The following is a 13,734-nucleotide window of genomic DNA, read 5'->3' as shown; positions in this document are numbered from 1 at the left end:
CCCGCCTGGGGCAACGAGCAGTCCCAACCCTCAACAGGTCAGCGCATTCTGGAGCGGCGCAAGCCCATCGCGGCGAAGCCGGCCATGACCAAGGACAGCAGTGCAAGTGCCCATTGGCTGAGCGAAGGCACTGGTGTGGGGATCGCAGTCGGGGTGTTCTGCTTGACGAGCGTGTTTGTGATGGCCAGAGTCAAGTTGCCTCCCAATGGCACAGGCCCAGTCGCTGCGGGCAGCGTGGCAGCTCCCCACCCATAACCACTGGGCGCTGCAGGCAACGCGCCCTCTGCTACCGAGCAGGAGCTGCCAGCAGTAACCGTGATCGGTTCGGCTGTGCCTGCATTGTTCACGACGGCGATGCTGCCTTGCTGGCTGAGGTCGGGCAAGACACAGGTGAGCGTGAACGGAATGCTGCCACTAAATGCGGGAGCACCCTCAGGGCCCACGACCGTCTTGGACACCTGTACCGTGCCCGTATTAGCCTGGGATTGCAGGTACCAGTTGTTGCCCACCTTCCGCAGTTGATACGCATACTGGCCCGCTACCACCGCGCCTCCTGCCAGTGCGAATGTCCCATCCGAGTTTCCATCAACTTGCACTACCAGTATTCCGTCACCCGTGGTTGCGGCGCCCGTACCGGCTAGGTTGCGCACATCCAGCAGGGCATTACCAGTGGTGTCGCCAGTAATGTGTATCTGGTCTGTTGGAGAACTGGAGTCGCCGAGGGCGGTGTCGAGACGCAAAGTTCCGCCGCTGCCCGCGTGCCCGCCATCTACGGTGAAGGTGTCACCGGTTTGCGGCGTAGTGCCGCTGAGGTCCACCAAACCTGAGATATTGTTCACATTACCAATCACGGTACGCGAGGCGCTGGCTGCAGCAAGAGTGCCATTGCCTTCCAAATTCAGGGAGGCTAGCGAGGCGTCTGCAGTCAGGTTCCAAACGGCAGCGTCGGCTAGAGTTACTGTCAGAGCGCTGGCAGAGTCCTGCACGCTGGTGCCAGTGTAGTTACCACCACTGGCTCGGAAGCTGGGCTGCGCGCCCGTCGCGGCACTCCATAAGGTGGTGGCAGTGACGGTGGCATTTGTCAAATTGGTAGTAGGACTTATGGCGCCTGAATAAGCGAATCCAGTCACCGCCGTCATCGCCAAGCCACTTCCTGCCACCAGTGGCGAAATATGGGCACTGGAGATGCTGACCGCAGTACCTGTCGGATGATTAAGTGCCGAATCAGGACCCATACTAAGGGTCGCGTTGCCTTGGATGTTAGCGGCTGAAGCGCCCCCGCTGCCTACGTCTATACGCAGCCAACCGTTGATCGTAGATTGTGCATTTGCATTGGTGAGAAAGCCCACCGATCCCGCGCCATCCACACGAATCTGAGTGTTGCCGGAGCCTAACAGCCGGGCATCTCCTGTCAGCACGCGGATGCCAGTGGCCCCAGGGTCACTCGGCGCACCTGGGTCGGGAGGTGCTGCCGGGCGGGCGCCAAAGTCGATGTTGGCGCTGTTGTATCGAATGGTGCCACCACCCTCGGCACTCAGGCCCCGATGTGCGCCTGCGCCAGTATGGCGAAGCACAGTGTGACCACCAATGACCACTAGCCCGGTTGACCCATTGGCCATGATGGCACGGCGTGTTGCGCCATTGGCTGCCATGGTGACGTTCACATCACCGCCTATGTTGATGGTGCCTCCGGTGCCAGATTGCCCCCCTGCCGAGATGCCATAGGAATTGGTTGCTCCCCGCTGCACAACGGTCACTGCGCCCTGCGCCACAATTTGTCCATTGGCTATAGCCGTTACAACTCCTTGCCCGCCACTCGATGCAACGTTGTTTGCATTGGCGACTACGTTGTTGGGAATTGTAAGAATGCTACCTGCATCGTTGGCCAACAAAGTGTTGTTGGCGTTGCTGGCACCGGTGTAGCTGCTGCCTGTGGCGATGCAACTGTCGCCCCCAGTGGCTTGCGCCCGATCAGCGTTATCAATGCAGGCAGCTTGCGCCAAAGGCGTAAGGACCGCACTTGTAACAATGCTTGCGACACATGAGAGAGACCGAAGATTAGAGCGTAGAAGAGCGGGCGGAGAAGACATCCAACTAAGTCCTTTGCAAGATGATTGGTGGAACAGTTTAGGATGCGGACATAAAAAATTGAGGGTTTATGTATAACAACAACTGCAAACAATTCCAAATTTATTTCGAAAATCTGGCCTCTAGTTAGTGAAATACATTCACAGAGGTCCTCTGAAAGAAATAGGTATACCCGCAAGTAGCGTTGTTGCACCAATCCCGTCCTCAACTAGCGTAGGCTTAGCCGCTCGGTAGCAAGTTCTGCCATCATTGCGCAGCAGCTCGCGACTGATGGTGGAGGCAGCTCGTCTCAAGCGTCTGGCGATGCAGCGAATCGATTCGCCAGCAGCCAATGCTCGGGAGATCTCTTCTCTCTCAGACATCGTTAACGCTAAGCGAGACCGATGCCTGGCTGGCGGGCGAATGCCGCCCGTTGCACTTAGGATGGTGTGGATTGAGGTGTGCGCCCGGTCAAAGAGCTTGCCGATCTCGTGCAAGGTATCGCCTGCTTTCCAGCGATCCCACATCAGCGCTTTCTGAGCTTCGGTGTAGTAAATCCGCGGTCTTTGCTTCATACAAACACTCCTTCAGCCTTAGGCAGATATTGTGTTGCATTGACCAGTTGAATTCACAGTCGTTACCGAACAGCCCGCCCCGCCCTCAACCCCTGCGGGGCCGGGCGGGGCGACCAGTTCGAATGTCGCAATATATTCCGGGAGTGTAGGCTAGCTGCAAGCAACTATCAAACTGAGATAGCCTCGAAGCCACACGGAGAGGTGCCGAGGCGATTCACGAAAGACCTAGCCGCTACACTCATAGTCCAAACTCCAAAGAAATTCCTCTCGGCCCAGCCTCGCACGCCGGGCCGGTAGTGACGGTGAGGCGTCAGACAACGAAACAGGTGCTGCTCGGAAACGTCGCTATAAAGATACCCCGCGTTGCATCACAGCATTCTTGCGCTAATATCCTCGCATTGGTTTTGCCGACGCCGTGCCCTCCCACACCCTCCCTCAATGAAATTGCACGGCATCCCTGCCCCACCAGGGTCGGCATTCTTATCGACAGCCTTTGCCACCCTCACGGGTGGCTTTTCTTTGTCACGACCCTAAGAGAACGCGCACCAGCAGTCTTGGCTAAGACCTCCAGTGTCATATGCATCAGCGCCCTGAATGACGATTAAAATTGAAGCTTGCATATGACGGGGACTGCCATCCAGGATGCCAGACATGCCCAATACTCAGACGTCAATATCCGAAACACCTATAGGCGACCAACTACCGCTGCGAGTGAAGACGATTCTCGAACGGAATGGCATCCATACGATTGAGGGAGTTCGTAGTGCCTATCCGAGCGAACTGCTGAAGATGCGCGGGATGGGCATGTTCCGGTTCAAGCAGATAGAGGCTGCGCTCTTCCCGGGCAAGTCCTTCATCCCAGCGCGGATCTACTCGGCCGTACGCCACATCAAAGGCTCATCTCTTAACGGTGTCTTCGCCCCAGAAACGGTTCAAGCTTTGGCTCGTGGTGGGATCACTACCGTTGAGCAACTGCTTGCAAGGGAGCCCAAGGTGCTGCTAAAAATTAGGGGTCTCGGCATCCATAAGCTCCGGGAGATCGAGGATACCCTTCATGAGCGTAAAAAGGACTAGGCAGAACGCATCTCAGCTAGCTAACAAACATCAGTGCTTAAAGTCGGCTGCCGACCCATAGCTGACACTCATCTCCAATTAGCATGCGTTGGCTTCGGAGCAATTGCCGCAGATCGAGGTAAGCCACTAGAGCTCCCTGCTATTCCAGAAACATGTGCCTCAAAGCCCATCGTTCGAGCTACGAGATGCGAGGTTTGCATTAATCCAAGAAGACACATCCGTCACCGGAATGCTGTGGATCTGGTTGAAGGTACCACTCTTGTCCCACGCCATGCCTCGGCCCTGGGCAAAGGCAGCACGGTACTTGCTCATCATGTTTTGTGGATCGCGCGCCAACTCATCCAGTAGGTACTGCACAGTCCATATCGACCTGGTGAAAGAGCGGTTAAGACCTGCTTCTAATTTGTCCGCTACCTCGCCATAAGTAACCGTGTCACCTGCCAGGTACACGATCTCGTTGCGGATACGCGGTTGTGCGAACATCACTTCCGCTGTCAGTGCGCCGATATCATCGGGTGTGGTCAAAGTTACAGCGGTGTCGAGGCTGCCCAGCGCGTGAACTACATCTTTTTGCAAGTCAACGACGCCGAACTCGGGCTCGAACAGATAACTCATGAACATGCCAGTGGAGATAATGACCCATTCCATTTGGTTCTGGCTACGCAGCAGCTCGCGCACGTCGAGCTGAGCGTCAAAAATATCCTGTGGACCACCGCGACCGATCACGTCGAAATCGACCCCGAACTGCCAGGGGAAGTATCGAGGAATGCCAGACTGTAACGCTGCTCGCGCCAGTTTCATCGGTGTGTTGATACCGGCGGCATAGCCCACGCAGCCGATCACTGTGTCAAAGCGCGCGAAAACCAAGGCAAGCTCATCGATGGAGCTATTCACAAGATCACCCAGGACGATTTCGATGCCAAGGCTTCGAATCTCCGCGATATCTCGCTGCTTGGCAGGCTCGGAGGATTTCACGGCACTGGTGCGCAGCAGCACGCTGATCTTGGCACCAGCCACGCTCTTGGCGCGGCGCGCGAGGTTGCGGAGCACCGGCAGGCCCAGTTCACCGGCACCGAGGACGAGGATGTTTTGAGAATTAGCGTTAGGATCTGATTGGTTCATCGTATAGCCAAACAAAATGTGAGTTGGACCAGTCTAGCCACTCATCGCAGTCAATGTAAGAAGGCACACGCGTGATACCGGGAGCAAAACCACAGTGAATAGAGACGAAATTCTGCAACACGCGCAAGCCGTTTGCGACGGCCTGCGGGACGATGACGATGGGGTGCGACGCGAGCTGCTTGCACACGCCGGAAACCGCTGGTCACTTGGCATTCTTCACACGCTGGGCGTGTATGGCAAATTGCGCCACGCGGAGATCGGCAGACGTATGCACGGAGTCACCCAACGCATGCTTACGCTGACACTGAGATTACTGGAACGTGATGGCTTGGTGCTCCGCCATGACTTTGAAGAGGTGCCACCTAGAGTGGAGTACGAGTTGTCAGAAACCGGCTTGGAGCTGCTCTTGCGCATGGTGCCGCTGTGGACATGGATCGTCGAAAATGCAGACCACTTTCGAGAAGCTAGGCAAACGTTTGACACCCTTCACCGCGATGCAGATTCATAGCCTGCCGAGGTGCCGACTGATAAGCGGTCCACCAGGTCGCCATTCCGACGGCTGCTACTGGCCGTTACCGGACAGCCCGCCCCGCCCTCAACCCCTGCGGGGCCGGGCGGGATGATCAGTTCGAATGTCGCAATATATTCCGGAAGTGTAGTGCAGCTGCAAGCAACTATCAAACTGCGATAGTCCCGAAGTGGTACGGAGAGGTACCGAAGCGCAGCAGGGGAAACCTGGGCGCTACCCCCATAGTCCAGGAACCTACAAAACTCGTCTCGGAACCATCTCGCATGCCGAAGCTCAACCACGAGCAAAGCAGCATACAGAAGCCAACCCAACACCCCGGAAACGTGGTCTACGATCCCATGCCCGACACCCGCGCCCCGCCCGACAGCCCCCTATGGGGGCGTCGTGGCGGGCGGGGCGCTGGGGTGTCGGACGCAGACACATGGTAGGCCGAGCAATGGCAGCCCACTCCAAACCCACGACCCGAACTCCCCCCCGCCCTCCCCCCCCAAAAAGGGGGGGGGGGGGGGGGGGGGGAGGGGGGGGGGGGACCGGGGTGGTAGGGTCCATGCAGGAATGTGAACGGGTAGCAGCAGGAACCCAAGCTCAGATCAAAGGCCACAGCATAGGAGCCATCGACCCGCGATAGTGCCAAAGTGGCACGGAGTGGTACCAAAACGCTGCACGGAAAAACTAGCCGCTACCCCCATAGTCCAAGCGCCCACGAAACTCACCTCGGTACCACGTCGCATGCCGAAGCCAGCTAGCAAGGCCTGGCACCGCTAGAACGGTACACACCCACCCGAATTTCGGGGTAGCCGGGCGGGATTAGGGTGTCTCGATTGAAGGATGAAAATTTAAGGCGTTCAAGCCATCCCGCATACACCGGCGGAGACAGCCAAGCTTTGACAGGCTCAAAGCGAGCCAAATACCTTCAGCCCCTGGTTAGCTCAAATGCGCTTGCGGGAAGGCTTGACTTGCGCATTGCTCACAGCGACCCCAACCGCTTCAAACATCTCGAAAACTGAAATACCAAGGCCGTTTGCAATCACCTCCATCGCATTCAAGGTAGGGTTCGCCTGACCTCGTTCAATACGGCTGAGGTATGTCTGATAGAAGCCGCACTTCTCACCAAACTCGACTTGACTCAATCCAAGTTCAAGTCGCTTGTCTCGTACGAATTCTCCAAAGTGCTGGGCTAGGGTCTTCACCCCTCCAACTCTCGGTGTTATGCTCTAATTCACATAAACACTAATTCGTATATTTTGCACTCTAGGATGTCCAGAAAGCCCATGTACGACCTCTACCACGCAGACCAAAACGACCAATGGCGCTACACCCTGGGCACATCAGGCACACGTCCATTGATCACTATCGGCCTCAATCCAAGCACGGCCACGCAGGAAAAATCTGACCCCACCGTAGCCAGGGTGCAGAAGGTCGCCGCGCTCAACGGATACGACGGATTCGTGATGCTCAACCTCTACCCCGTGCGAGCCACTGATTGGAGTGCTCTACCCACCCGAGCTGATGCCGAAGCCTACGCCCGCAATCTCGATGAGATGGAAAAATTGATCGCGCAGTACGAGACCCCAATGCTATGGGCTGCGTGGGGTGAGACTGTGGTGCGGCGCTCGTACTTCCTGAAGGCTCGGGATGAGCTGTATGCGCGGGTCGCAAAGCTCTCGCCGCAGTGGTGCATGTTCGGCGAGCCCACCGCCAGCGGCCATCCAAGACACCCTAGCCGCCTCAACTACGACTGGAAGTTCCAACCCTACACGCTGGACTAGTCCGCGGCACACGCCCTGCATCTCTGGTCGGCCTCGCACCGAATCCTCGCAAGAAAACTCCTGCAGTGCCATCGTCCGCATAGGGCTCGGCACGCCCGCGGCTACCCCCCTTCCGACCGCTGCAAACGCTGCTGAAAATTTTGTCCATCTACCCATCACAGCACACGAGAAGGACAAGCAGGACATGCCCATTGAGATTGCAAACACCCGATCCGGAGGTGGTACCTATGGCCGCTAAGGAACTAGGAGCCCAGCAGGTGGCCAACATCTGGCGGAGGGGATCGACACACGTCGGAGGCGTGCGCGGCCTAGTGCTGAACGTCACGATGTACGGATCGCGTAGCTGGCTGCTGCGCTACCAGGTGGGCGGCCGCCGTCGCGACCTGGGTCTGGGGTCCTATCCCTCGGTCACCCTCGCCCAAGCCAGGGACCTGGCACGCGAAGCTCGCCTCAAACTGGCACGCGGTATCGATCCAGTAGCCGACGCACAGCGCCTACGTACCCAACTGGCCCAGGAGATGCAACGAGCCATCACGTTCGCAGACGCCGCTACCAAGTACATCGACGCGCATGAGAAGGGCTGGAAGAACATCAAGCATGTGGCGCAGTGGCGCTCATCCCTCGCTACCTACGCCAATCCTGTACTGGGCAGGGTACCAGTGGCAGCAGTCGATGTAGAGATGGTGCTGCGGGTGATCGAGCCCATGTGGACCACCAAGACGGAAACAGCCAATCGGGTGCGGGGCCGGATCGAATCGGTACTGGACTGGGCAGTGGCCCGGGGCTATCGCAAGGATGCCAACCCGGCGCGCTGGAAGGGACTCCTGGACAAGCTACTACCGGCGCCAGCAAAGGTTACCAAGACGGTGCACCACCGTGCTATGCCCTATGCCGATCTACCCGCGTTCATGGTGCAGTTGCGAAGCCAGGAAGGCAATGGCGCGTTGGCCCTGCAGTTCCTGATCCTGACGGCAACACGGTCGGGCGAAGTGCGGGGAGCAAGGTGGGATGAGATCGATGTTGCCAACCGCGTATGGACGATCCCAGCCGAGCGGATGAAGGCCCATAAGGAGCACCGCGTCCCCTTGTCAGATGCAGCGATAGAGATCCTCAAGAACCAACGCGAGGTCGTACCTGCATCGTGCCTCTATGTGTTCCCGGGCTACCGGGCAAGTGCCGATCCAGAGACGGGAGCGCCGCTCTCAAACATGACGCTAACTGCAGTCCTCCGTCGCCTGAATGTGGACGCCGTGCCGCATGGATTCCGCTCTACGTTCCGTGACTGGTGCGCCGAGAAAACGCAGTACGCCAATGAGGTCGCGGAGATGGCCCTCGCACACACCGTCGCGAGCAAGGTGGAAGCCGCGTATCGACGCGGAGACATGCTGGAAAAGCGCCACGCACTCATGCAGGACTGGGGCAGCTACGCCATGACCGACGGTCATACCCTCGGGCAACCTGCGGCAATAAAACCTACGACCGCGACCGAAAGCGCCAACTAAAAAACCCGGCCACAACACCGGTCAATCAACACATCTGATCCACAAATAGAAAAGGAAACATCATGCGATTTCGTAATCCAGCCAGCGGGCACATTGAAGAATTCGGGGAAGCCACATGGCTATGGATGCTGCTACTCGGCCCCATCTATCTGGCCTACAAACAGATGTGGCTGCAAGCGGCGATTGCGGCAGTCATTGCGGTATTCACGGGTGGCGTGTCATGGGTGTTCATCTACCCGTTCATCGCTAAGCGCATCGTCCGAGCACACTATGCAAAGGCGGGATGGTCCGAGGTGGCGGACGGCGCCGTCGTTACCAACGCCAGCGGTGCGCGAACGATTGACGTCCAAATACTGCCCAAGGCACCGGATGGTCACTACCGCACGCTATCGGAAGTACACATCAAACTGGTGCGATGGACGCCATTCGAGCAGAAGTTCACGCAAGAAGATGCCGCGCAACGCCTGAGAGAGCAGACGCTGGCACTAGGCGGCAATGCCATCATCAATGTGCGCTATGAGCAAAAGGACAAGACGCATTCGACAGCGGGCTATGTCGAGGCATGGGGAACCGCCATCATCAATGAGTCAGACACCATTGCATGCCCCTACTGCGCCGAGACGATCAAGCGGGATGCTGTGCGCTGCAAGCATTGCACAGCAGATCTAGCAGGTACCCGGACATGAGGATAGCCCGAATCTCCGGTATAGCGAGAAATACCCTCCTGGCCCTACCGTGTGCCGCCGCGATATTGGCCATGGGGGAGGTCATGGCTGCATCCTCCGATTGCTACGCGATCAAAGATGGGGACAAACGGGCGTACTGCCTGGCGGTGGTCAAGAGGGACTATGGGTACTGCCATCGAATCAAGGATGGCGACAAGCGCAATCAGTGCATGGCAGAGATCAAGGGGACGCGCAGTAACTGCTACGCGATCAAGGAGCAGGATGCACGCAAGGCGTGTCTGGCTCAACACCGAGATAAGTGATACTAGAACTATCTAATTCATGGAAGCCTAGACATGCGCAGGCTGCGTCACCTCACTAACCGGCATCGCTCCCCATCAACAAATATAGCTCTCGGCCTCCTACTGGCCTTCAACGCAGGTGCGATAAATGCTGGCGGCTTCCTTGTCTTGCACATGTACACGTCTCACATGACTGGATTCGCATCGCAGTTGGCTGACGCCCTAATACTCAGTGACAACAAACTGCTACTGAACGCAACGGGAGCCATCATAGCGTTCATGATAGGAGCGGCAACCTGTTCTTTTCTGGTGAACTGGGCGCGTCAGCACGGGCTTTACGGTGTGTATGCAATCCCCTTATTACTGGAGGCATTGATGATGCTTAATTTCGGCCTGATTGGTACTGTTACGCTTACTTGGAACACTCCTTTCGCATTACCACTTACAGTTTTGCTACTTTCATTCATGATGGGCCTACAAAACGCGGTAGGGTCAAAGACATCAGGCGGAAGCATCCGGACCACGCATATGACTGGAAACATTACTGACCTGGGCATGGAACTTGGAAAAATAATGTTCATTACCCGTATGAGCTCTAAAAAGACCCGAAGAGTTCAACACAATTGGCGGAGACTCCATGTGTCTTTAGGTTTGCTTGGGATGTTCATAGTTGGAGGCGGTACAGGCGCTCTTGGCTTTAAGTTCTTCGGTTTCATTTTTGTTCTCCCGTTGGCCGCACTATTACTCACATTATCTATCCCGCCATTGCTTCGCGACGTGAATAAAATTAAGAGCCAGATTACATCCAACAACTAAAAATATAGTAACGCACAAATACAATAGCACTTCAAATTGCCTGAGCACCTCTCGTACTGAAGGAAGGTCAAAAGATAGAGAGTTTTAAGGTCAACCATCAGGCTCTAAAGCTTGCCATCTCGGAGCATGGCTTCAGGAGGCAACGCCAAACACTGCAACACCGTAGGTGAGCTGGAAAATAGAAATGCCACACTATCCATATACACCCATATTTCATTAATTCTCAATTTTCAGCCTATGAGTCGCATCTACGGGGCAGGTCATGGGCGCTTGCTACGCGATCAAAGATGAAGGCAAGACAACGTATTGCTTGGCGGCAGTGAAGCGAAGCCAAGGATAATTCCATTGCCTAAATGATAGCGACTAGCGTAATCATTGCACGGATGAGGTCTAGTGAACGAGGAGTAACTTCAGGAGCACGACATACGCATGGGATGGTTGGCAACCCGCGAAAATGTTAACTAATCATAGGTGCAGACAACAAGCCAACGGCCCAGATCAATGTCACGATAAAGTAAGCATGACGGAGCAAGCATTGCACGGAGCGTTCAAATAGCTATTTGCAAATGTTATTTAACCGAAATTAAGCACTATCGACACCGGGCAAGATCAATGATTTACGAACTATTGACCAAAGAACAAATTGAGCTCGGCTATCAGCGATTCCTTAAGCACCACCCCCACGCAAAGACTCAAGTGAAAGAAAGGTCTGAAAAAATGGCAGATATTTTAGGAATAAAAATATCTGACCTTCAACACATTGAAACGGCTAACATTCTCATTGAATATGCGAATTTTCTGGGCATTGACAGCTTCGAGTATCTGCTTCAATTTGCAATCGGAAATAAAGAGCATCGCAAAACAATCATAGGATGGCGCAATGAACTGCTATCAAATGCTATTGGCAGCAAGAAGTGAACCAGATCGCTACTGGAAAATAATGCCATTACCCATCAGAGATCATTAAACATCGATGATATTTATCGAGGTGATGCGACTGCTGACCTATTCCCCGTCAATACTGGATGAGCACAAGGTGGTTCCGCATCAGAAGTCAAGCATCGATATCAAATCACCCGACATCAGATTGTAAACTAAGGTCATCCATCAGAGAAAGTCAGATCTGATCAACTATGATCAATCGATCAGAAATGATCACCAAGATCAGATCAGATCACACTCCAGATTGATAGGACTAATTGTGGCAAACCTTACAGACAGCTTGAACGAACTGATGACTCTCGAAGGCGCAACTTGCGCAGCAATCGTCGACTACACCAGCGGGATGACCCTGGCCAGCGCTGGCTCAGGCATCGACATGGAACTGGCCGCAGCTGGCAACACCGAAGTCATGCGCGCCAAGGTCAAAACAATGAAGTCGCTCGGCCTCAATGAACAGATTGACGATATCTTGATTACATTGGGCAAGCAGTATCACGTCCTGCGCCCCTCACACAAGGTCGATGGCGTGTTCATTTACTACGTACTCGATAAGAGCCGCGCTAACCTCGCACTGGCTCGCCGCAAAATTAGCGATGTCGAATCGACTATGACCATGTAATCGTAAAGAATGCAGGATAAGCCGAAAGATAGACGGCACCCAAAACATCGGGTGCTATATTAAATACAGCGATATCCGGATATGCGATAAGCAAGGACGCTGCAAATACTCCCAGTGATACTCCCATATGCCCAGGATCACAGTAGGTAACCTGGAAGGTAGAAATGCAAAACGGGCCACATGGGCCCGTATTTCATAAATTCTTAACTAGGAGGGAGGGATTCGAACCCTCGGTACGTTTGCACGTACGCCTGATTTCGAGTCAGGTACATTCGACCACTCTGCCACCTCTCCGCAGCGCCGAAGCTGAAATTATAGCAGGCAATTTGCGGGTCTCGGGAAGAAACGCAGATTTCTTGGAAATTGTGATGTACAAGAGGGTGCCCATCACCAGCACGGGGACCATGGCGGCTGGTGACGGGCAAGCACTGCGAAGATGCTCTCCGGTGCCTGGGTCTCTGTAGCTACTACCCTGGCTAGACCAGGGATGGGTGAGTTGGAGGGGTGGAGCTGACGAGTACCACCTGGGGCAACGAGCAGTCTCCACCCTCAACAGGTCAGCGCATTCTGGAGCGGCGCAAGCCCATCGCGGTGAAGCCGGCCATAACCAAGGACAGCAGTGCAAGTGCCCATTGGCTGAGCGAAGGCACTGGTGTGGGGATCGCAGTCGGGGTGTTCTGCTTGACGAGCGTGTTTGTGATGGCCAGCGTCAAGTTGCCTCCCAATGGCACAGGCCCAGTCGCTGCGGGCAGCGTGGCAGCTCCCCACCCATAACCACTGGGCGCAGCAGGCAACGCACCCTCTGCTACTGAGCAGGTGCTGCCAGCAGTAACCGTGATCGGATCGGCTGCGCCTGCATTGTTCACGACGGCGATGCTGCCTTGCTGGCTGAGGTCGGGCGAGACACAGGTGAGCGTGAACGGAATGCTGCCACTAAATGCTGGAGCACCCTCAGGGCCCACGACCGTCTTGGACACCTGTACCGTGCCCGTATTAGCCTGGGATTGCAGGTACCAGTTGTTGCCAATCTTCTGGAGAGAATAGAGAAACTGACCTGCTATCAGTGCCCCACCGGGCAAGGCAAACGTACCCGAAGAGCTTCCGTCAACCTGCGCAACCAGGATGCCATTGCCGGTAGTAAGCGCACCCGTTCCACCCAGGTTGTTAACCTGCAAAACGGTGGAACCTGCTGTACCACCTGTGATATGAAGAACATCCGAGGCAGAGCTGCTGTCTCCCAGCACGGTATCGACCTTCGCCACACCGACGCTATCAAAGTCGCCATGGATAGTGGTTGTCGCGGTCGTCCCTTCTTGCAGATCCAGGGTTGATGCCGCATTGGAGAGCTTCAAGATACCCGTATTGGCAGTATCGAACAAATCACCGGTCAAACGCAGTGCCCCGCCATTTTGGACATCAACCGTCTCCCAAAGTGTCAGGTTGGCTCCAAGAGAGGGGTTGTTCGCACTGGCAGTGAAAGCACGCAAGCTGATGCCATCAATATTGAACTGGTCCGTGCCTGCCCCTCCATCGAACAGGGGAACCTGGGTCACATCAATGTCCCCAGAGAGAGTGATGACGTCATCACCATCCCCCATGGATATGCTGCCAATTATTGCGCCCCCGCTCGCCTGTAAATTATCGGCTCCAGCTCCGAGACTCACACTCCCGACAAGGGGCGTGTCCGATATTTTGTGTAAACGGGACGGGCTTCAGTTGATGGAGATGCGGTCTCCGAACTGAATGGTAAAG

Annotated in this window: 13 protein-coding genes, 1 tRNA gene and 1 pseudogene; 9 read left to right on the top strand and 6 right to left on the bottom strand. The window is 55.5% G+C overall.

Annotation, left to right across the window (positions count from 1 at the left end; all coding sequences use genetic code 11):
* Positions 1 to 38: 38 nt before the first annotated feature.
* Both WH303_RS18200 and WH303_RS18195 read right to left on the bottom strand, forming a co-directional pair.
* A complete protein-coding gene (locus tag WH303_RS18200) occupies positions 39 to 2,003 on the bottom strand; it encodes an IPTL-CTERM sorting domain-containing protein (RefSeq protein ID WP_339520185.1) in 1,965 nt (654 codons plus the stop codon).
* A 303-nt stretch (positions 2,004 to 2,306) separates the two neighbouring features.
* Positions 2,307 to 2,642: pseudogene (locus WH303_RS18195) on the bottom strand (helix-turn-helix domain-containing protein); the annotation flags it as partial.
* Between the two features lie 651 nt (positions 2,643 to 3,293).
* On the opposite strand from WH303_RS18195, the gene WH303_RS18190 reads away from it, so the two are divergent.
* Entirely contained in the window at positions 3,294 to 3,716 is a 423-nt protein-coding gene (locus WH303_RS18190; RefSeq protein WP_339520183.1) for a DNA-directed RNA polymerase subunit alpha C-terminal domain-containing protein, read from the top strand.
* Between the two features lie 159 nt (positions 3,717 to 3,875).
* Here WH303_RS18190 and WH303_RS18185 read toward each other — a convergent pair whose 3' ends face one another.
* Complete coding sequence (locus tag WH303_RS18185; RefSeq protein ID WP_339520181.1) at positions 3,876 to 4,838, bottom strand: aromatic alcohol reductase; 963 nt, start codon at positions 4,836 to 4,838, stop codon at positions 3,876 to 3,878.
* 94 nt (positions 4,839 to 4,932) lie between these two features.
* Between WH303_RS18185 and WH303_RS18180 the strand changes: the two genes are divergently transcribed.
* Positions 4,933 to 5,346 carry a winged helix-turn-helix transcriptional regulator gene (locus tag WH303_RS18180; protein ID WP_339520180.1) on the top strand — a complete coding sequence of 138 codons (414 nt, stop codon included), beginning with the start codon at positions 4,933 to 4,935 and terminating at the stop codon, positions 5,344 to 5,346.
* A 950-nt stretch (positions 5,347 to 6,296) separates the two neighbouring features.
* On the opposite strand, the gene WH303_RS18175 is transcribed toward WH303_RS18180, so the two are convergent.
* Positions 6,297 to 6,557, bottom strand: coding sequence for a helix-turn-helix domain-containing protein (locus tag WH303_RS18175; RefSeq protein WP_339520178.1), 261 nt, complete (start codon positions 6,555 to 6,557; stop codon positions 6,297 to 6,299).
* Positions 6,558 to 6,638: 81 nt separating this feature from the next.
* Between WH303_RS18175 and WH303_RS18170 the strand changes: the two genes are divergently transcribed.
* The 7 genes from WH303_RS18170 to WH303_RS18140 all read left to right on the top strand — a co-directional run bounded on the left by WH303_RS18170 (position 6,639) and on the right by WH303_RS18140 (position 11,982).
* Positions 6,639 to 7,136: a DUF1643 domain-containing protein gene (locus tag WH303_RS18170; RefSeq protein ID WP_339520176.1), complete on the top strand. Its 498-nt coding sequence runs from the start codon at positions 6,639 to 6,641 to the stop codon at positions 7,134 to 7,136.
* A 227-nt stretch (positions 7,137 to 7,363) separates the two neighbouring features.
* Positions 7,364 to 8,638, top strand: coding sequence for a tyrosine-type recombinase/integrase (locus tag WH303_RS18165; protein ID WP_339520175.1), 1,275 nt, complete (start codon positions 7,364 to 7,366; stop codon positions 8,636 to 8,638).
* A gap of 62 nt (positions 8,639 to 8,700) precedes the next feature.
* Positions 8,701 to 9,324, top strand: coding sequence for a heavy metal-binding domain-containing protein (locus WH303_RS18160; RefSeq protein ID WP_339520173.1), 624 nt, complete (start codon positions 8,701 to 8,703; stop codon positions 9,322 to 9,324).
* 83 nt (positions 9,325 to 9,407) lie between these two features.
* The gene (locus tag WH303_RS18155; protein WP_339520171.1) at positions 9,408 to 9,626 is read left to right on the top strand and encodes a hypothetical protein; all 219 of its coding nucleotides are present in this window, start codon (positions 9,408 to 9,410) and stop codon (positions 9,624 to 9,626) included.
* A gap of 33 nt (positions 9,627 to 9,659) precedes the next feature.
* Complete coding sequence (locus tag WH303_RS18150; protein ID WP_339520170.1) at positions 9,660 to 10,421, top strand: YoaK family protein; 762 nt, start codon at positions 9,660 to 9,662, stop codon at positions 10,419 to 10,421.
* A gap of 612 nt (positions 10,422 to 11,033) precedes the next feature.
* Entirely contained in the window at positions 11,034 to 11,339 is a 306-nt protein-coding gene (locus tag WH303_RS18145) for a hypothetical protein (RefSeq protein ID WP_339520169.1), read from the top strand.
* Between the two features lie 283 nt (positions 11,340 to 11,622).
* Positions 11,623 to 11,982 carry a hypothetical protein gene (locus WH303_RS18140; RefSeq protein ID WP_182345822.1) on the top strand — a complete coding sequence of 120 codons (360 nt, stop codon included), beginning with the start codon at positions 11,623 to 11,625 and terminating at the stop codon, positions 11,980 to 11,982.
* 209 nt (positions 11,983 to 12,191) lie between these two features.
* Here the strand turns inward: WH303_RS18140 and WH303_RS18135 are convergent.
* Together WH303_RS18135 and WH303_RS18130 are read right to left on the bottom strand one after the other, a co-directional pair.
* Positions 12,192 to 12,276 (bottom strand) — tRNA-Ser (locus WH303_RS18135).
* A 263-nt stretch (positions 12,277 to 12,539) separates the two neighbouring features.
* Positions 12,540 to 13,535, bottom strand: a complete 996-nt coding sequence (locus WH303_RS18130; protein WP_339520166.1) for an IPTL-CTERM sorting domain-containing protein — start codon at positions 13,533 to 13,535, stop codon at positions 12,540 to 12,542.
* Positions 13,536 to 13,734: the final 199 nt, after the last annotated feature.

Source organism: Comamonas sp. MYb69 (assembly GCF_037479315.1).
In the GTDB taxonomy this organism is placed as follows: Bacteria; Pseudomonadota; Gammaproteobacteria; order Burkholderiales; family Burkholderiaceae_C; genus Comamonas.
This window is presented reverse-complemented; position numbering and strand designations above follow the sequence as displayed.

What these genes read in the sequence shown, in the direction of transcription:
- WH303_RS18145 (WP_339520169.1), top strand. Translation starts at nt 11,034, where the DNA reads ATGATTTACGAACTATTGACCAAAGAACAAATTGAGCTCGGCTATCAG.
- WH303_RS18155 (WP_339520171.1), top strand. Translation starts at nt 9,408, where the DNA reads ATGGCTGCATCCTCCGATTGCTACGCGATCAAAGATGGGGACAAACGG.
- WH303_RS18170 (WP_339520176.1), top strand. Translation starts at nt 6,639, where the DNA reads ATGTACGACCTCTACCACGCAGACCAAAACGACCAATGGCGCTACACC.
- WH303_RS18165 (WP_339520175.1), top strand. Translation starts at nt 7,364, where the DNA reads ATGGCCGCTAAGGAACTAGGAGCCCAGCAGGTGGCCAACATCTGGCGG.
- WH303_RS18160 (WP_339520173.1), top strand. Translation starts at nt 8,701, where the DNA reads ATGCGATTTCGTAATCCAGCCAGCGGGCACATTGAAGAATTCGGGGAA.
- WH303_RS18150 (WP_339520170.1), top strand. Translation starts at nt 9,660, where the DNA reads ATGCGCAGGCTGCGTCACCTCACTAACCGGCATCGCTCCCCATCAACA.
- WH303_RS18190 (WP_339520183.1), top strand. Translation starts at nt 3,294, where the DNA reads ATGCCCAATACTCAGACGTCAATATCCGAAACACCTATAGGCGACCAA.
- WH303_RS18185 (WP_339520181.1), bottom strand. Translation starts at nt 4,838, where the DNA reads ATGAACCAATCAGATCCTAACGCTAATTCTCAAAACATCCTCGTCCTC.